Source organism: Agrobacterium sp. 22-210-1 (assembly GCF_053522525.1).
Map to the genome: position 1 here is coordinate 838,239 of NZ_JBNWCI010000002.1, position 19,176 is coordinate 857,414.

At 58.9% G+C, this 19,176-nt stretch carries 15 protein-coding genes and 2 tRNA genes; 1 reads left to right on the top strand and 16 read right to left on the bottom strand.

The annotated features are described in order from the left end of the window. Positions 1 to 98: 98 nt before the first annotated feature. The 4 genes from ACQZ5F_RS16875 to ACQZ5F_RS16890 form a co-directional block, all read right to left on the bottom strand. The gene (locus ACQZ5F_RS16875) at positions 99 to 287 is read right to left on the bottom strand and encodes a Trm112 family protein (RefSeq protein WP_006310303.1); all 189 of its coding nucleotides are present in this window, start codon (positions 285 to 287) and stop codon (positions 99 to 101) included. Positions 288 to 297: 10 nt separating this feature from the next. Then, a complete protein-coding gene (locus ACQZ5F_RS16880) occupies positions 298 to 969 on the bottom strand; it encodes an LON peptidase substrate-binding domain-containing protein (RefSeq protein WP_052819468.1) in 672 nt (223 codons plus the stop codon). 69 nt (positions 970 to 1,038) lie between these two features. Then, positions 1,039 to 2,007 (bottom strand): thioredoxin, encoded by a 969-nt coding sequence (gene trxA, locus ACQZ5F_RS16885; protein WP_046799884.1) that lies wholly within the window; start codon positions 2,005 to 2,007, stop codon positions 1,039 to 1,041. A gap of 53 nt (positions 2,008 to 2,060) precedes the next feature. Further along, positions 2,061 to 2,570, bottom strand: coding sequence for a prolyl-tRNA synthetase associated domain-containing protein (locus ACQZ5F_RS16890; protein WP_225338763.1), 510 nt, complete (start codon positions 2,568 to 2,570; stop codon positions 2,061 to 2,063). Between the two features lie 256 nt (positions 2,571 to 2,826). Between ACQZ5F_RS16890 and ACQZ5F_RS16895 the strand changes: the two genes are divergently transcribed. Continuing rightward, a tRNA-Gly gene (locus ACQZ5F_RS16895) sits at positions 2,827 to 2,901 on the top strand. Between the two features lie 833 nt (positions 2,902 to 3,734). Here the strand turns inward: ACQZ5F_RS16895 and ACQZ5F_RS16900 are convergent. From ACQZ5F_RS16900 to pal, 12 genes are all read right to left on the bottom strand, one after another. Continuing rightward, positions 3,735 to 3,811: transfer RNA gene (locus ACQZ5F_RS16900), tRNA-Met, on the bottom strand. Positions 3,812 to 3,946: 135 nt separating this feature from the next. Further along, positions 3,947 to 5,143: a tRNA 2-thiouridine(34) synthase MnmA gene (mnmA, locus tag ACQZ5F_RS16905; protein WP_225338764.1), complete on the bottom strand. Its 1,197-nt coding sequence runs from the start codon at positions 5,141 to 5,143 to the stop codon at positions 3,947 to 3,949. Between the two features lie 209 nt (positions 5,144 to 5,352). Beyond that, a complete protein-coding gene (locus tag ACQZ5F_RS16910) occupies positions 5,353 to 6,543 on the bottom strand; it encodes an OpgC family protein (RefSeq protein WP_052819464.1) in 1,191 nt (396 codons plus the stop codon). 493 nt (positions 6,544 to 7,036) lie between these two features. After that, positions 7,037 to 8,116 (bottom strand): Tim44 domain-containing protein, encoded by a 1,080-nt coding sequence (locus ACQZ5F_RS16915; RefSeq protein WP_225338765.1) that lies wholly within the window; start codon positions 8,114 to 8,116, stop codon positions 7,037 to 7,039. Positions 8,117 to 8,342: 226 nt separating this feature from the next. Further along, on the bottom strand, positions 8,343 to 9,938 hold the full coding sequence (gene serA / locus ACQZ5F_RS16920; protein ID WP_046799887.1) for a phosphoglycerate dehydrogenase: 1,596 nt from the start codon (positions 9,936 to 9,938) through the stop codon (positions 8,343 to 8,345). Positions 9,939 to 10,021: 83 nt separating this feature from the next. After that, positions 10,022 to 11,200: a phosphoserine transaminase gene (locus tag ACQZ5F_RS16925; protein ID WP_225338766.1), complete on the bottom strand. Its 1,179-nt coding sequence runs from the start codon at positions 11,198 to 11,200 to the stop codon at positions 10,022 to 10,024. Positions 11,201 to 11,407: 207 nt separating this feature from the next. Continuing rightward, the gene (locus tag ACQZ5F_RS16930; protein ID WP_052819461.1) at positions 11,408 to 12,253 is read right to left on the bottom strand and encodes an outer membrane protein; all 846 of its coding nucleotides are present in this window, start codon (positions 12,251 to 12,253) and stop codon (positions 11,408 to 11,410) included. A gap of 184 nt (positions 12,254 to 12,437) precedes the next feature. After that, positions 12,438 to 13,790, bottom strand: coding sequence for a phosphoglucosamine mutase (gene glmM / locus ACQZ5F_RS16935; RefSeq protein ID WP_046799890.1), 1,353 nt, complete (start codon positions 13,788 to 13,790; stop codon positions 12,438 to 12,440). A 192-nt stretch (positions 13,791 to 13,982) separates the two neighbouring features. Beyond that, positions 13,983 to 15,947: an ATP-dependent zinc metalloprotease FtsH gene (gene ftsH, locus ACQZ5F_RS16940; RefSeq protein WP_046799891.1), complete on the bottom strand. Its 1,965-nt coding sequence runs from the start codon at positions 15,945 to 15,947 to the stop codon at positions 13,983 to 13,985. Positions 15,948 to 16,101: 154 nt separating this feature from the next. Next, a complete protein-coding gene (gene tilS / locus ACQZ5F_RS16945) occupies positions 16,102 to 17,439 on the bottom strand; it encodes a tRNA lysidine(34) synthetase TilS (RefSeq protein WP_225244099.1) in 1,338 nt (445 codons plus the stop codon). Between the two features lie 30 nt (positions 17,440 to 17,469). Then, entirely contained in the window at positions 17,470 to 18,483 is a 1,014-nt protein-coding gene (gene ybgF, locus ACQZ5F_RS16950) for a tol-pal system protein YbgF (protein ID WP_225338767.1), read from the bottom strand. A 158-nt stretch (positions 18,484 to 18,641) separates the two neighbouring features. Then, entirely contained in the window at positions 18,642 to 19,172 is a 531-nt protein-coding gene (gene pal / locus ACQZ5F_RS16955) for a peptidoglycan-associated lipoprotein Pal (RefSeq protein ID WP_046799894.1), read from the bottom strand. Positions 19,173 to 19,176 lie beyond the last annotated feature (4 nt).

Consider the following 19,176-nt stretch of genomic DNA (forward strand, 5'->3'; position numbering starts at 1 on the left):
TGTCGGGCGGGACTCTGGTCAAATCCACGCATGGTTGTCAACGCATCTTCGTCAATTCACAACAGGAGGATGCGTGGAGGCCAGCAAAGGGGGGAAGGCTAGTCTTCTATTTTACGCGCTTCGGAAATCAGCATGATCGGTACGCCGTCGCGGATCGGGTAAGCGAGCCTTGCGCTTTCGGAGATCAGCTCGTTGTGGGTCCGGTCATAAGAAAGGCGTCCCTTGGTCAAAGGGCAGACCAGCAGCTCCAGGAGCTTCGGATCGACATTGCTCATCCTGTCGTCCATGGCGACAATCCTATTGCAGCACGGTACCGCCCTCGCCCGACCCTTGGGCAAGAACGATCTCGGTGATGGCGATCAATGTTTCGGCCCGCGTCTTCAGGTCGGGTGCTTCAAGCAGCGCCTGTTTTTCGGCCGGACCGAAGGGAGACATCATGGAAAGGGAATTGACGAGGACACGATTGCCCGCCCTTTCCACGCTTTCCCAATCAGCCTCCAGCTGGTTTGCATCCAGAAACGCGCGGAATACCCTGAGCAGGTTTTCACGATCCACCGCCTCTTCGTTATATTCGCCGGAAAGATCGGCAATGAAGGGCGCATGACGGAAGCTGCGATAAGGCTTGTCGGCCTCCACCTCTTCAAGCAAGCGGAAACGGCAGACACCGGTGAGAGAGATGACGTAACGGCCATCCCCGGTTTCGGAAAAGGAAGTGATGCGGCCAAGACATCCGACCGCACTCAAAGGCCCGCCTTCAATCCCCGCCTCAATGACATGCAGGGCCGGCTGCACCATGCCGATGACACGGTGGCCAGCCAGGGCCATGTCGATCATGGCGAGATATCTCGGCTCGAAAATATTGAGCGGAAGATGGCCTTCCGGTAGCAGCAGGGCACCCGGCAAGGGAAACACCGGTACGGTTTCCGGCAGATCGTCGTTCTTCACATATCTCGCATTTCCGACATGCATGGGATCAAGCCCCCTGTTCACCGCTGCCCGGCCGGCGGAATCAACCGCCGCGGCCGGGATATGCCCGCATTACGAAAACAATATTGCCGAAAGCTTCCGGCGGCCAGCGACGGTTGCCGGGTCCTTGAAGCCCCAGGCTTCGAAAAACTCCAGAAGCTGGCGGCGCGCGCCGTCATCATCAAAGGTGCGGTCCTTGCGCATGACATAGAGCAGATGGTCTGCCGCTTCATCGCGCCGCCCCTGGGCGTTCAAGACCTTGGCGAGCTTTACCCGCGCCTCGTGATGATCGGGATTGAGCGCCAGATCACTTTCCAGCGCCACCGGATCGCCGATTTTTCGAGCTTCCTCATATTGCGCGATCTTTTTCAAAACGAGCTGAATGCCCGCATCTTCGTTGAGCTCCGCAGGCAGGGAGGAGAGCAGTTCGCTGGCCCGCTCATACTGACCGGCAGCGATCATGCATTCAGCGATACCGGCAATCGCCGCGGGGTTTTCCGGATCGGCCTGCATGACGGCGCCGAACAGCTGTGCCGCACCGTTAAAATCGCCATCCGTCAGAAGCTGTTTCGCCTCGGTCAGAGCCGCCTCGATTTCGGCTTTCGGATCACCCGCATCCGGGCCGGCGATCTTGTCGATGAACTGCTTGATCTGGCTTTCCGGCACCGCGCCCATGAAGCCATCCACCGGCCGACCATCGGCAAAAGCGACGATGGCGGGAATGGACTGGATGCCGAGCTGGCCCGGAATCGAAGGGTGATCGTCAATGTTCAGCTTCACAAGCTTCACACGGCCATTCGCTTCGTTGATGACCTTTTCGAGCACCGGCGTCAGCTGCTTGCACGGGCCGCACCAGGGCGCCCAGAAATCCACCAGAACCGGCTGGCGGCGCGATTCCTCAAGAACATCCTTGGAGAAAGCAGCCGTCGTTGTGTCCTTGATGTGACCGGAGGCCGCACCATTCAGCTCGCCATTATGATGCGCGCTTGCAGACATCTGCCCGCCATAGGAACCGCCGTAAGGATTATTCGTGTCGCTCATGCCGGTCTCCCGCAATTTCTGTCGCATGTCTCAGTTGAAGCAAAGATCGTATCTCACTCACTGACTTTCAAGACAAGCGGCGCATGTCCGGTCGCCTCAAGAAAGCGAATGAGATCCTTCGACGCGATCGTCGTCGTCTGGTCGTTGGAAAGCGGATGGCCATTGACCAGTTCGTTTTCCAGAAGATCACTGTCGAGCACGAAGGTGACCTGCCTGCCAGTGTCGTTGATCGCCCCAAATACCGTCACCGATCCCGGTACGACGCCCAGATATTCGAGCATTTTTTCCGGCCTGCCAAAGGACACGCGGCTTGCAGCACCTATCGTCTTGTGAACGCTTTTGAGATCGACGACCGCATTCTCTTCGACAGTCAGAACAAAATATTGATCCTTTTTGTCCTTCACGAAAAGGTTTTTCGTGTGGCCTCCGGGAATGAGATCGCGCAGCGACTGGGACTCAGCAACGGTAAACACCGGTTCATGCTGTTTCGTGGTATGAGAAATGCCGAGCCCATCCAGAAACTGGAAAAGCTCCGTTGCCGTCCTGGGAGAATTCTCCGCCATATTCCGCCGCCCGCCCCTGCCGATTTCGATACCGTTGCACTCCTGATTAAGGTGGCAACCGGCGCTTGGCAACGCAGGAAAAACCGCAGATATGAAAAACCGCCAATCATTTCCGTCGCTTGTCGCATTTTTCAAAGAAATTTTCGCGTTTTTGTCATTTCCCTGTTGCATTCCAAAATCGATTGAGCGATATAGCGCCCGTCGCCGCAACATGGTGACCCACGGTTCAGCGACTACCCCGGACCGGTGGATTTGAGCGGGTGTAGCTCAGGGGTAGAGCACAACCTTGCCAAGGTTGGGGTCGAGGGTTCAAATCCCTTCGCCCGCTCCAAATTTTCCAAAAAAGCCGAATCTTCACGGAATACTGAACTTCAGACCAGCGAGTTATGCAGGGTTATGCGGTTCGGGCTCAAGAGTTCGCCATCTTCTTCGCCCCGTCAGAACAGCGGTGAAATTATCGGACGAATGGAACTTCCCCCGGAAATGGCCGTTTCAGATGCGAGGCTCCTAACCTCAGTTCCCCTCTGAATTGCCCGCCATGAGCGGGCATTTTTTTAGGGCAACTGTCGCCAAGAAATAAATCCGCCCGTCTGGAACACCGCCCGTATACAGGGCGTTCTCCTGTGCTTGATCAACACCGGGGGAACACCCATGTCCGCAATCTCGAAAACTCTTTTGATTGCAGCACTCGCTGCCGTGACGATGCCGGCCGCCTCCTTCGCCGCAGACATGATCATTTATGGCCACGACCAGCCTCCACGGCACAGAAACCATTATCAACCACGCACGGCTGAGAACACCTATTCGAATCGTACAGAAATGCGCTGCTCCGAGAACATCGTCTCCTATCAAGCGCCTTACCAGCGGCATACGGAGCTGGTCACGCTCTGCCATCCGCCACTAAATTGGCGAACGGAGCCGTCCACGGCAACAATATGGTCGCCATGATCTTGCCATAATTCATTCGATGTGCTTTTGTGCAGCCGCCCTTGTGGGAGGGGGTAGAGGTCGAGACCCGCTGGCTGCATTTTGGCAGCAGGCGGGTTTCCCTTTTTTTGGCAACCACTATGGGCCAGTACGCTGCTGAGGCACTTTCCGGCCTTGGGCAGACGGCAAAAAACAGGCGCACAAGGCGCTCATTTAATTTTGTACTTTGGATGAAAATGGTAGCGGGAGAGGGACTTGAACCCCCGACACGCGGATTATGATTCCGCTGCTCTAACCACCTGAGCTACCCCGCCACAGGGGAAACGTGACAGTCATGTGACCGGCCGTTCCTTCAGGATGAGCGGCTTATAAGGTGCCGCTCCCCAAAGTGTCAAGCGCAAGATGCGCAAAAAATTCGCTTTCCACCTCGCTGCAAAAAGCGAACCGTTTCAGGCCGCAACCGGCTTTTCCAGAAGCGCCTTCAGCGAAGCCTCGGCTTCCACCGAGCGTTCCGACCGTTCGATGAAACCGCCGCCGTAAACGCGGGCATCCGCGCCCGGCGCTGAATAGAGCACGCAGGCCTGGCCAGGGGCGACGCCCGCCTCGCCGGTCATCAGATCCACATAGATGCCGTTTTCGTCGGCATGCAGCACCGCTTCGGTTGGCGGACGCGTGGAGCGCACCTTGGCGAAGCAGGTAAAACCCTGCCCGGCATCATTTGCCAGCGCGTCATCGCCCAGCCAGTTCATATCACGAAGATAGACCCGGCGGGTTTCCAGCGCTTCGCGTGGACCAACGATGACACGGCGACCACGTGCATCAAGATGTACGACGTAGAGCGGCTCTCCCGTCGCCACACCGATGCCCCGGCGCTGGCCGATCGTATAATGCACGATGCCATCATGGCGGCCGAGCACACGGCCGTCCAGATGGACGATATCGCCGGCCAGAGCCGCATTCGGCTTCAGCTTGTTGATGATATCGGTATATTTGCCCTGCGGCACAAAACAGATGTCCTGGCTGTCGGCCTTTTTGGCCACGACAAGCCCCATATCTTCCGCCAGCGCCCGCGTTTCGGCCTTGGAAAGGCCGCCTAGCGGAAAGCGCAGGTAGTCGATCTGCTCCTGCGTGGTGGCAAACAGGAACCAGCTCTGGTCACGGTCGCTGTCGATCGGGCGATAGAGCGCCCGGCGTCCCGGCTGGCCGGAGACGGGGTTGGGGCGCGAGCGGATATAATGGCCAGTTGCCAGCGCATCGGCACCCAGCTCCTGCGCCGTGGCGAGCAGATCGGCAAATTTTACCGTCTGGTTGCAGGCGACGCAGGGGATTGGCGTTTCGCCCATCGCATAGGCTTCGGCAAAGGGATTGATGACGGTTTCACGGAACCGTGCTTCATAATCCAGCACGTAATGCGGAATGCGCAGCGTTTCGCAAACCCTGCGCGCATCGTCAATATCCTGCCCCGCGCAACAGGAACCGGCGCGGTGCACGGCAGCACCATGGTCATAGAGCTGGAGCGTAATGCCGAGGACATCATAGCCCTCGCGCTTGAGGATACCGGCTACAACAGAAGAATCGACGCCACCGGACATGGCGACAACGATCCGGGTATCTTCCGGCCTCTTGTCAAAATCGAGCGTATTCACGTTTTTTCCCATCGTCAGTCATAACGGGGGTAAAGGCCCCGCCGCCTGTCGGTCATCCGCTGCGTGGGCATCAGCCGGAAAAACCGGACTGTCGTGCCTCGCCATCCTGCGGATTTAAGGGCTGCATATAGAAAGGAATGGCCGCGCACGCAAGTACGGGGCGGAAAACCGCCCCGTAAAGCCCTCAAACACCGGAAATGACAGTGGTGTTAAGCGCCGGCCGTCTTCTGGCCACTGCTGCCGATCCACTTGTCGCGCTCCCGCCACAGGGCGGGCAAAGCCAGCAATCCGATCGCCGTGAAGGCAATCAGCGTCTTGCTGACCTGCGACAGTTCCGCCGTACGGCCGTCCAGATAATAGACGCCGTAGACGATCGCCACGTGCCAGACATAGACCTGCAGCGAGTGGCGGCCGAGCAATTGCAGGAACTTCAACGACAGCACCCAGATCACGCCTTCGGCAATGGAGCGCACGAGCGGATTGTGATGCTTCGGACCGGCAATCACCAGCCAGGTGAGGCCGACGCCGACGGCGAGGAAGTTAATGAGATAAACAGGCCCGAAATCGGCGCGGATTTCCATGGTCGAGAACTTGCCCATCATGAACTCCGGCATCAGGCCCCAGGCCGTGGCGATGCGCAGCGGCAGGAAGAACAGGCAGATCAGCAGCGCAGCCTTCGGCAGCCACGTGTGCTGCGGCGAGAAGATCGCCTTCCACGGAATACGGTTCTGCGCCGTCATCGCACCCATAACCAGTGCCGAATAGAACACCAGCTGCCAGCCCAGCAGGTTGAAGCTGACGCGTATACCCTGCTCGTCCGCACCCTTGACGAGTTCGTTGAGCGGCGTCGTGACGATCTGCTGCAGGCCGAGCTGGCCCGCCATCCAGACCAGCAGGGAGCCGGCCATGACATAGGCCCACTTGCCATCGAGGCAGAGCTTCACCAGCACCGGCGCAAATATCATGTAGACGATATATTGCGGCAGAATATCCATGAAGGTCGGCTGGAAGAGGAATGTCGCAATCGCCGCAAGTCGCAACGGATCGTCAAATGACGTCATGCCAAGCCAGTTGTACCAGATATAGGGTGCATGCGGGATGACCATGCGGAAGAACAGCACGGCGATGACGAGACCCATCGCGTAACGATAGAGTTCCAGCGCCCGGTTCCAGATCATCTGCTTGCCGGCATCATAGCCGTATTTCATCATCTTGCGCGCATAGACCATGCCGATCAGCAGGCCGGACAGGAACACGAAGCCCTGCGCGTCCTCGACAAAGGCAAACTGCCGGTGATTGATTTCCACCAGCCAGAAGCCGCCGGCAAACACCAGATGGTTGATCAGCATGAAAACGAGGAAGTAACCACGCATCCCGTCGATCAGATCAAAGCGTTTCATCTCGATAGCTCTCCGTTCTCACAGGGCCTGCGTTGCCCGGCCACCCAGCCCGGCTTGCGGGAGGCGGGCCGGGGATTGGATTGTCAACGCTGTTTTGCGGCTGAGGTTCCCTTTCCAAAGCGGTTTAGAACCGGCGCGAAAAGTCACATTGACGTGTATGCCCCGTGGTTAAGACGCGGGGACTGAATGCCGGATGAATGAAAAAAGGCCATTCCGTGGAAGCGCTGAGCCATGCGCAGACAAGATGCCTTGGCAGGGAGCACGCAAACCCTTGCATGGCAGGGCGAAAGGCCAAATCGGAATTTGCGGGTGCGGCAGATATCACCCGTTAGATTTATCAGCCGTTTTGTTGCCCTGTCCCGCCTCCGCCTGTGCCGGGCCGCAACCCGAATCAACACCAAAATCGAAGACATCGCGGGATTCTGGCAAACGAAAGCCCGGAGGTTGGTAAACCTCCGGGCCGCTCAGTTTAAAAAAGAAACTCGCTATCGCCTCAGGCGGCAGCCTGAATGGCGGCGACCTGCCAGTTGTCGTTGCCGCCACGGCGCACGAAGGTCCACATTTCCACCGCTTCGGAAGGCTTGTTCTCGTCACCCTCGATAACCTTGCCCGAGGTGCGATCGCGCATGATGTCGATGGCGGAGTAGCGCATGGCCACCGTCGCATAATCCTGGCCCTCTTCATGCCAGGCTTCGGCGACATCGCCCTGCAACAGCGTCACGTCGCGGACGTCGTTTTTCACACCGCTCGTGGCATTGTCGCTCAGTTCCTCGGCGAGATAGGACATGGCTTCCGGGGTCGTCAGCTTGCGCAACGTGCCGTAATCCTCTGCAGCATAGGCCGACTGGACGTCTTCCAGCATTTTCTGGAAGGTTTCGAGGTCGCCCTGGGTGATGCCGATTTCATCGCCTTCCGAAATGGCGTTGGCGTGCGCCACCGGCTTGGCCGTTGCGGCAGTGGCCGCGGCCGCGCCGCCCGCAGCACCGGCAAGCGCGCCGATCTTCGGGATTTTGAACGAGGATGCGGAAGGACCTGCCTGCGAGCCACCATTAAAGGAGGAACCGGAATGATCCGTGCGCTGCGAGCCGCCGGCTGCACCATAAGCGGGCTGGCCCTGACGGCGCGATGCGAAGAAACGCATGGCGAGCATCACCAGACCACCGATAAGCAGTACCTGCATCAGCATGCCGAAGAAACCGGCCATACCGCCAAAACCGCCGCCCATCAGCATGCCGAACAGGCCGCCCATCAACAGGCCGCCCATAAGACCACCCATCATGCCGCCAAACAGGCCACGGCTCTGCTGCGGGGCCGCCTGCGCACCGGGGCGCGCCGGCTGGGCAGCACCCGGTACCGCCTGGTTGGTATTGGGGGTCATGCTGCGATTAATCGGCGCGGTCTGGCCCGGTGCAGTGGTGGTCGAAGGTGGTGCTGAATATGTCCGCGTACCACGGCTGCCGAAACCACCGCCGGCACGGCGTGCCTCGGCCATATCAACCGCCACGAAAGACACCGCGATACCAAGTGCGGCGACTGCGAACAAACCCTTGAAGCGCCGAAAGGCAGCAAACATCACTATCTCCTGTTGGCCGCCCTCCCATGAGCGGCATGTCAGCAGGCGATATAGCAACTCATGATCATCATTTTTAGACCACCCGGCTTAAATTTTTCGTGATACGCAACCGACACGCGAGACGGTCGCACATTGCCGTGAAATCAATGGTCGGAAAAACGAAAAACCCGGCACAGGGTCTCCCCTGAACCGGGCCTTATTGTCCCCTTGGGAGGAACGATGGGTATCAGTCGACGTTGAAAGTCAGCGGCTTGACCTGGCGGATCGCCGGGTTGGCGCGCAGCTTGTCCAGCACGGTTTCGGAAACCGGACCATCGACATAAAGCAGCGCGATGGCGTCGCCGGCTTCTTTTTCACGGCCAAGCTGGAAGTTGGCAATGTTGACGCCAGCTTCACCAAGCGTCGTGCCCATGAAGCCGATCATGCCGGGAACGTCGGTATTGGTGATGTAGATCATGTGCGAACCGACATCGGCATCCATGTTGATGTTCTTGATCTGGATGAAGCGTGGCTTGCCATCCGAGAACACCGTGCCGGCGACCGAGCGGATCTGGTTTTCCGTCTTGACCGTCAGCTTGATGTAACCGTCATAAACGCCGGTCTTGTCGCGCTTGACTTCGGACAGGATGATGCCCTTTTCCTTGATCATGACAGGTGCCGAAACCATGTTCACATCGGCAACCTGGCTGCGGATCAGGCCGGCCAGCAACGCACTGGTCAATGCCTTGGTGTTCATGTTGGCGGTTGCGCCGTCATAAAGGATTTCGATTTCCTTGGTGGCGCTTTCCTGCACCTGACCGACGAAGGAGCCGAGAACATCCGCCAGACGGATGAAGGGCTTCAGGCGCGGTGCTTCTTCAGCCGTGATCGACGGCATGTTGATGGCGTTGGAAACCGCACCCTTGACGAGGTAATCCGACATCTGCTCGGCAACCTGAAGAGCGACGTTTTCCTGCGCTTCCGTGGTGGATGCGCCAAGATGCGGGGTGCAGACGACGTTCGGCAGGCCGAAAAGCGGGCTCTCGGTGGCGGGCTCGACTTCGAACACGTCGAAACCGGCGCCGGCGACATGGCCGGACTTGATGGCTTCGGCAAGCGCCGCTTCATCCACCAGACCGCCACGGGCGCAGTTGACGATACGAACGCCCTTCTTGGTCTTGGCAAGGTTCTCTGCATTGAGGATGCCGCGCGTCTTGTCGGTCATCGGCACGTGCAGGGTGATGAAATCGGCCTGGGCCAGCAGTTCGTCCAGCTCAACCTTGGTGACGCCCATTTCCTGCGCACGCTCCGGCGAGAGGAAGGGGTCATAGGCGAGAACATGCATCTTCAAGCCCAGCGCACGCGAGCAGACGATGGAGCCGATATTGCCGGCGCCGATGACGCCGAGCGTCTTGCCGGTGATTTCGACACCCATGAATTTTGACTTTTCCCACTTGCCGGCCTGCGTGGAGCTGTCTGCGGCCGGAAGCTGGCGGGCGACGGCGAACATCAGCGCAATCGCATGTTCCGCAGTGGTGATGGAGTTGCCGAAAGGCGTGTTCATGACGATGATACCGCGGCGCGAGGCTGCCGGAATATCGACATTGTCGACGCCGATACCGGCGCGGCCGATGACCTTGAGGTTGGTCGCCGCCTCGATCAGCTTTTCGGTTGCCTTGGTGGCGGAACGGATGGCCAGACCATCGTAATTGCCGATGATTTCGGCAAGCTTGTCCTTGTCCTTGCCGAGCTTCGGCTGGAAATCGACTTCGACGCCACGATCGCGGAAAATCTGGACGGCGGTTTCCGACAGTTCGTCGGATACGAGTACGCGAGGTGCCATGGTTTACGGGCTCCTTGAAAAATGGTGCAGTTTTGAAAGCGGGGAATGCGCGGCCCTGCATCAGCGCAGGGCCGGTATCTAAATCAGGCGGCAGCCTTGGAAAGTGCTGCCTTCTGCGTCTGGTAGGCCCAGGCGAGCCAAGGCATGACGGCTTCCATATCCGCCGTCTCGATGGTTGCGCCGGCCCAGATACGCAGACCGGACGGGGCGTCACGGTAAGCGCCGATATCGAGGGCGACATTTTCCTTCTCGAGCAGGGCAACGACGCCCTTGGCGAAATCGGCCTGTGCGGCCGCGTCCAGCGCCTGTACTTCGGGATCGACGATCTTCAGGCAGACGGAGGTGTTGGAACGGGTTTCCGGCTTGACGGCCAGATTGGCGATCCAGCTATTCTTCTCGATGAAGTCGTAGATAACCTTGGCATTGGCATCGGCACGGCCGATCAGCGCCTTGAGGCCACCGAGGTTCTTCGCCCACAGCAGCGCGTCGATATAGTCCTCAACGCAAAGCATGGACGGGGTGTTGATGGTTTCGCCGGTGAAGATACCTTCGATCAGCTTGCCGCCGGAGACCATGCGGAAGATTTTCGGCAGCGGCCATGCCGGCGAGTAGCTCAGCAGGCGCTCGACAGCGCGGGGCGAAAGAATGATGACGCCATGGCCGCCCTCGCCGCCCAGAACCTTCTGCCAGGAGAAGGTGACGACGTCGAGTTTCGTAAAGTCCATGTCCTGCGCGAAGGCTGCCGAGGTGGCATCGCAGATGGTCAGGCCCTTGCGGTCGGCCGGAATGAAATCGGCATTGGGAACACGAACGCCTGATGTCGTGCCATTCCAGGTGAAAACCACGTCACGGTCGAAATCGACTTCAGCAAGGTTCGGCAACAGGCCATAATCGGCCTCGAACTTGCGCACGTCCTTCAGCTTCAGCTGCTTGACGACGTCTGTGACCCAGCCGGCGCCGAAGCTTTCCCAGGCGACCATATCGACGCCACGTTCACCGAGCAGCGACCAGAGCGCCATTTCAACAGCGCCGGTGTCGGATGCAGGAACGATGCCGATGCGATAATCGGCGGGAACATCAAGAATTTCACGGGTGAGATCGATGGCCTGCTTCAGCTTGGCTTTGCCAACCTTGGCGCGATGCGAGCGACCGAGCGGTGCATCGGAGAGAGCATCTAACGACCAACCGGGACGCTTCGAGCAGGGACCAGAAGAAAAATGTGCATTGCCCGGACGGAGGTCCGGCTTCACGATATCTGTCATTTGACTACCCTTTCAGATAGGCGCCTCTCGTTAGGGAGAGGTGTCCTGCCGTCGTTGCTATTCCTGTCGCCGATCTCAGTCAAGCGGAATATGTCGCTGCGCAGAAGAATTTTGGTCCATATGCGTCATGCGCCAAGCCGCTAAAACAAAACCGCCTGCACCCAAGGAGGATGCAGGCGGCTTGAAGCTATCAGTCTGGCGTGACGTTTATTTGTAAACGGCAGGCTGCAGCGGAATATCGGCAGGCGGCATATATTGCGCCGTATCGCAACCGTTGAAGACATAACGGCCACCGACGCGCACTTCATGCGAATAAAGGCCCTTGTCACGGCCCGGACCGCCGCCATTCTCGTAAGCGAACATATCGCCCTTGTTGATGTGGCGGAAACGATAGCCGATATCAGCCTTCAGGTTACAGGTGACGTCGATCGAAGCACCTGCCATCAGGGCATAAGCGAAGCGCCACTTGCCCTTGCCGCCGTGCTCGGTGGTCGGGTCGCAGCCCAGGCCATTGACGCTGCATGATGTGTTGCGCAGCTTGTCCCACTTGACGTAGGAGCCACCGATACCGCCGCCGACATAAGGCGTGACACGGCCATAAGTGCCGAGATCGACATAGGCGTTGGCCATCAGCGTGTAGGCCCTCAGCGAGCTGAGATCAGCCGAAACACAGCGACCCGGAACGGAGCCGCAGAAACCGCTCGTGGAGCCACGGAAATCCGATTTGCCCATATAGTCGAAGGTCACGTCACTGCGGAAATAGTTGTTGAACTGATAACCGACACCGGCGCCGACGACATAACTGTCCTTGATATCAGCCGTATCGAAATCCTGCAGATAACCACCCGGTCCGCCCTGATAATAATGGGCGCCGCGCAGCTTGTTGAAGGAATAACCGACGTCGCCGCGCAGATACCAGCCGCTGGACTGCGTGATCTGAACTTCCGGCGCCTCGACATAGGCGGGCGCTGGTTCGGCTTGGTAAAGGTCGGCGCCGACGGCGCTTGTGCCGGTCAGCAGAACGGCCAGAAATCCGGCCAGGGCGTTTTTCATGACTTCCACTCCAGAATAGGCACGTGCGTTGCGGCAGCTGCCAGTGAACTGTTCAGTCACGGAGAGTGGCGTAAAATGGTTAAGTCCCGATTAACCACGATCATTCACTATATTTATTAGCAAACACGCAAAGAAAAAGCCGGCTTAAAGGCCGGCTTTTGTCTTTCGTTACTGTCGCGATAACTCAGGCGGCCGAACGGGCGCTGGAGATGACGCCGACCAGATCGTTGACGATCTTTTCGACTTTTGCGCTATCGTCGCCCTCCGCCATGACGCGGATCAGCGGCTCGGTGCCGGAAGGACGGATGACGAGACGGCCATTATTGGCCAGCGCGCTTTCCGCATCGGCGATTGCCTGCAGCACGACCGGATTTTCAAGCGGCTTGCCGCCGGAAATGCGCACATTTTTCAAGAGCTGCGGCACCGGCTCAAACTTCCGGCAGACTTCACTGACCGTGCGGCCGGAACGCTTGACCTTGGCGAGAACCTGCAATGCTGCGACAAGGCCATCACCGGTCGTGCCGTAATCCGACAATACGATATGGCCGGACTGCTCACCGCCGACGTTGAAATTGTGGTTGCGCATGTGCTCGACCACATAACGGTCGCCGACCTTGGTGCGGGCAAGAGTGAGGCCCTTGTCGCCGAGGAACCGCTCCAGGCCAAGGTTGGACATGACGGTCGCGACAATACCGCCGCCGCGCAGCGTGTTATCGTCGGCCCAGCTATCGGCGATGACCGCCATCAGCTGGTCGCCATCAACGATCTCGCCGCGTTCATCGACGATGATGACACGATCCGCATCGCCATCGAGCGCGATGCCGATATCGGCCCGCACTTCATGTACCTTCTTCTGCAGGGCTTCCGGATGGGTGGAGCCGCATTCGAGGTTGATATTGATGCCATTCGGCTCATTGCCGATGGTGACGACTTCAGCGCCGAGTTCCCAGAGTGCCGCCGGAGCCACCTTGTAGGCTGCGCCATTGGCGCAGTCGATGGCGATCCGCAGGCCGCTCAGCGTCACATCACGCGGCAAGGTGCGTTTGACGAATTCGATATAGCGGTAGATATCGCCATCCACGCGCTTGGCGCGGCCGATCTCGCTGGGCTTCGCCAGCTGCGCGTATATATCCTTGTCGAGAAGATCTTCGATCTCCAGTTCCAGCTCGTCGGAAAGCTTGTATCCGTCAGGCCCGAAAAGCTTGATGCCATTATCCGAGAACGGGTTATGTGAGGCCGAGATCATCACGCCGATATCGGCGCGCAGCGAGCGGGTGAGCATGGCGACGGCCGGCGTCGGAATAGGCCCGAGCAGGAAGACATCAAGGCCGGCGGCGGTAAAACCGGCAACCAGCGCATTCTCCAGCATATAGCCCGAAAGCCGGGTATCCTTGCCGATCACGACGCGATGGCGATGATGGCCACGCCGGAAGATCGTGCCGACGGCAATGCCCACACGCATCGCCAGATCCGGCGTCATGGGGAAGACGTTCGATTGTCCGCGGATACCATCGGTTCCGAAATAACGGCGTGCCATTTGAACTCCAAATCTTTTCCAGCATTCCGGCAAAGGGTGAAACAGCCGGAAGCGTTTTTTGGCTAGATGCCACAAACCACGATAAACAGCACGTAAATTACCGCAAAAATGGCTTATATCTTGTTACCAAACTGAAAAGGCCACCCGGAAAACCGGATGGCCTTTTACAATAGCTTGCCTTGGTACCGGCAATCAGTGCGGCTGCGGCTCCATGCCGCCTTCGGCCTCGCCGTCGCCCTTGGCTTCGCCGTCACCCTTCACTTCACTGGGCCCGTCCTTCTTGGCACCGGCCTTCGGCACCGCCGAACCACGGCTGCCCGGAGAATCGTCACCCAGATCACGCGCGGGCTTCTCGCCCCTCAGCAATGCCTTGATCTCGTCGCCCGTCAGGGTCTCATATTCGAGAAGGCCCTCGGCAATTGCCACAAAGCCATCGTGGTTGTCCGTGAGGATACGCCGTGCCTCGGTATAGGCCTCGTCGATCAGACGTCGAACTTCGGTGTCGATGGTCTGCGCCGTCGCCTCGGAGACGTTCTTCGACTGAGAGACGGAATGGCCAAGGAACACTTCCTGCTGGTTTTCACCATAGGCCACCTGGCCGAGAGCGTCGGAGAAGCCCCATTGTGTCACCATCGCGCGGGCAAGCTTGGTGGCCTGCTCAATATCCGAAGACGCGCCTGACGTGATGTTTTCCTTGCCGAAGGTCAGTTCCTCGGCAACACGGCCACCCATCATGATGACGAGGCGCGACACCATCCACTTGTAGCTCATGGAGTAGCGGTCGCCTTCCGGCAGCTGCATGACCATACCAAGCGCACGGCCGCGCGGGATGATCGTTGCCTTGTGCAACGGATCGGCCACGGCAACCTTCAGCGCAGTAATCGCATGACCGGCCTCATGATAGGCGGTCAACTTCTTTTCGGCCTCGGTCATGGCGGAAGAGCGGCGTTCCGCACCCATCATGATCTTGTCCTTGGCATCCTCGAATTCCTGCATGGTGACCACGCGCTTGTTGCGGCGGGCGGCCATCAAGGCGGCTTCGTTGACGAGGTTCATCAGATCCGCGCCCGAAAAGCCGGGTGTGCCACGGGCCAGAACCTTGAGATCGACATTCGGCGCCAGAGGTACGTTGCGGATATGCACCTTGAGGATGCGCTCGCGGCCAACAATATCCGGGTTCGGCACAACGACCTGACGGTCGAAACGGCCGGGACGCAGAAGTGCGGGGTCAAGAACATCAGGACGGTTGGTGGCGGCGATGAGGATGATGCCTTCATTCGCCTCAAAACCGTCCATCTCGACCAGCAGCTGGTTCAGCGTCTGTTCGCGTTCGTCGTTACCGCCGCCAAGACCGGCGCCACGATGGCGGCCGACGGCGTCGATTTCGTCGATGAAGATGATGCAGGGTGCATTCTTCTTGGCCTGCTCGAACATGTCACGCACGCGGCTTGCGCCGACGCCGACGAACATTTCCACGAAGTCCGAACCGGAAATGGTGAAGAACGGCACATTGGCTTCGCCAGCGACGGAGCGCGCCAGAAGCGTCTTACCCGTACCGGGCGGGCCGACCAGCAGCACGCCGCGCGGGATCTTGCCGCCGAGCCGCTGAAACTTCTGCGGGTCGCGCAGGAATTCAACAATTTCCTCAAGGTCCTGCTTGGCTTCGTCCACGCCTGCAACATCATCGAACGTCACACGGCCATGGGCTTCTGTCAGCAACTTCGCCTTGGACTTGCCAAAGCCCATCGCGCCGCGCGAGCCGCCCTGCATCTGCCGCATGAAGAACAGCCACACGCCGAGGATGAGGAACATCGGCAGAAGCGTGCCGAGATAGCTCAGAAAGCCGGAGGAGCCGTCGCTTTCGGGACGCGCCACGATGGTGACGTTCTTGCTCTGCAAGCGCTCCATCAAGCTGTCGTCGATGACGGGGGAATAGGTCTGAAAGGCCGTGCCATTTTCGGTATAGGTTCCGAGAACCCGGTTACCGGTGACGGTCACGTCGCGAACTCGCCCGGAATCCACGTCACGAAGAAACTGGGAATACGGGATTTCCCGCGAACCCGTTTGCGTCGGCGACGTCTGGAACATGCTGAACAACGCGATCAGCAAGAGGGCGATCACGGCCCACAAGGCGAAATTTCTGAAATTTGGGTTCATCGAACTCCCCGAACTCACACGGACATATCTGCTGCCCGCTATTATGTGCCCCTAACATAAGGACGACATCTGCCGTTGCCAAGGCGAACGGCGTTATCTGATGCGTTTTGGTGTAAAAAGTATTCCAAGGCAATTCACGAAAAAGAGGCCCGATTTAAACCGGGGGCTGTGGATATGCCGGGCGGCCGAATAAAATTGCGATTGCATTCGCCAACTCAAGGTCGAAACGCGGCAGGAAAAGATCAAACGGTGCAAGCCTTGGCATAATCTCAACGCCGCCCTCAAGGGAGTTCGATCCGGCAACCGCTGCGGCGATTTGCGGCAGGCCCGCCATCGCCGATTTTGCCACACCGGGCGGCACCGAAGGAAAAAGCCGGGCCGCTTCCGAAGCACCGCCCACACTGGCTGCGGCAACGCGGATCGGAAATGTGGGTCCGTTCCTCACAAAAAAGCGATCGTCCCACAGCCCCTGTTCGGAAACCTCGAGACGAAGCTCCGGCAGGTTTCGCTGCTCACGGAAGATATAAAGCCCATCCCGTCTGCGATCGAGCAGAACGCGGCCAACTGTCATCCGACCGTTTTCACCGGCTTTGAGAAATTGCAGAACTCGCGCCATGCTACGAGCAGCCGGAAAATAGGCCCTCCCGCCAAGCGTGGCGATGAGCGCCGCCAGCCCGTATCGGAACTCGGGGGGATCGACCAGCTTGTTGTCCACCGGCAATCTGGCGACTGCGGCATGAAAGATTTGCGCGTGGTTGCGCAGGAAATCGGCGCTTTTTTCAGAAAGCGCCTGCCTTTTGACGGCGGCCTCCGCATCAGGCTGCACCGGAGAATCGGGAAGCGCCTGCCGCACGCGCACGCGCTCATATTTTGTATTCTCGTTGCTCGGATCATCAAACCAGCCACACGAGCGGGATGATACGTAGTCGCGGATTGCCTGCCTCTCACATTTCAGGAACGGCCGCATGATCCAATAGCGCCCATCGTATAATACCGCGTCCGCCATGCCGGAGAGGCCGAGATTGTCAGCCTCCGCGCTGCGGGCGGCACGCATCGCCACTGTTTCCCGCTGGTCGCCGATCGTATGCCCAGTCACGACGAGATCGGCGCCGACCTCCTGGGCGACCTCGGCGATCAGGCGGTAGCGGGCAAGACGGGATGCTTCGGATATGCCGGCAGCCGGCTTGATGCCACCCCATCGGCGCGTGGCATGAAAGATATTCAGTTCTGCACAAAGCGCGGCAACCTTGCGGGCCTCATCGGCGGATTCCGCTCTCAGCGCATGGTCGACAGTAATGGCGGAAAGCCGCAATCCGTCGCAACCCGCCTCCGTCATTACCTCATGTAATGCCAGCAACAGGCCGGTGGAATCACTGCCGCCGGAGATTGCGACGAGGATATGAGTGGGTTTACGGAAATTTTCGACGAAAGACCTTGCCGCCGCAAGCGGCGCAACTGTGTTCTCGCTTAGAATGCGGGCATCAACCGGCATGGAAAGACCGCCACCATGGCAGGAAAAAGATCAGCAGCTCAGCCGCTTCTGTTCGCTCGCAACCTTGTTCAGTACGGTCTTCGACGCACTGGGATAACGCTTCGGCACCTCGCGCAGCGTGGCGCAGGCGGTTTCGGTATTGTCGAGAGCTGCAAGCGACATGCCGAGCTTCATCAGCATTTCCGGAGCTTTTGGCGATTTGCCATAGGCCTGATGACCATTGAGGAAGGTTTTAGCCGCCTCGTTGAACTTGCCCTGCGAATATTGCGCCTCGCCCAGCCAGAAGCTCGCATCCGCAGCCTTGGTTCCTTTGGGATAACCCTGCAGGTATTGCTGGAACCCCTGCTCGGCCAGCCTGTAATCGCCGGAAAGAACGTGGCCGTAAGCGGCCTGATAAATATCGCTCTCGCTGGTCAGCGCCGCCGTGTTGACCGGATCGGTCTTGCGCGGCGTATTGCCGGTGGTCACACCGGGAAGACTGCCGGAAGAATTGTTGGCGCCCTGATTTAGCGTCCCACCGATTGGCATTCCCTTGGAATCAAGCTCGATAGAGCCGAGCGTCGTCTCTCCCGGTGCGCCTGTCGGTGCATTGGATGGAGCAGACGGCGAAACGGAAGCGCCACCCTCGGGTGGCGTTTCGATGATCGTTGCAACGTCGTCGGTCGGCGGCGTGGCCGGACTTACCGGACTGGCCTCCGCCTTCTTTTTCGGCGCCGTAGGACTTGCGCCCTTGCCGCCGGCATTACCACTTTCCAGTTCCTGGAAGCGGAATTCATTGTCTTCCTGCGCCTTGCGGATCGTTTCCTGCATCTGCAAAAGCTGGAAGCTCATTTCTTCGATACGGCCGTTGAGCTGCCGGATCTGCTCTTCAAGCTGCTGAACCTTATAGGCTTCATTGGCCTGAACCCGCACAATCGGGGCCTGCTGAGAGTTGATCGTGCCGAAGCTACCCCCCGCACCGAACAGCGGACCCGAAACGGCGATGCCGCTCAAGCCGGTGCAGGCTGCAAGCCCCAGCATTCCCGCCACGACAAGTTTCTTCATCTCATTCGTCCTGCCTTAACTGATTTGCACCGGAATGGCGCAAGCCGGATTTTTTCCATATCAACCAAAAAAGCAACTTAACTTCGGCCAAACTATGAAAAAAACGAAAGGCGGCCCGAAGACCGCCTTCCATTCAAGATCACAATAACGTCAGGCAATCACATGCCCGCGCCACCAAGAACTGTCACGGCGCGGCGGTTCTGCGACCAGCACGAGATGTCGTCACAAACGGCGACCGGACGTTCCTTGCCGTAGGAGATCGTCTTCATGCGGTTTGCCGGTACGCCCTGGGAGGCCAGGAAGTCACGGGTCGAAGCCGCACGACGGGCGCCGAGCGCCAGGTTGTATTCACGCGTACCACGTTCGTCGGCATGGCCTTCGACCGTAATGGCGTAGTTCGGATAACGGGCAAGCCACTGGGCCTGGCGCTGCAGGGTCTGCTGCGCATCGGCGCGGATCGAGGTCGAGTCCGTATCGAAGAAGATACGGTCGCCGACGTTGACCGTGAAGTCCTGCTGGGAGCCCGGCGTTGCGGAACCTGCGCCACCGAGACCGAGTTCACCGGCATTGTTCGGCATGTTCTTCTTCGCGCAGCCTGCAAGAGCAAGCGCGAGCGTCATGGCGATAACAGCCGGGTTACGGGCCAGTTTCTGCATCGGGCTGAGTGCCGAAATGTGTGTACGGCTCATCGCC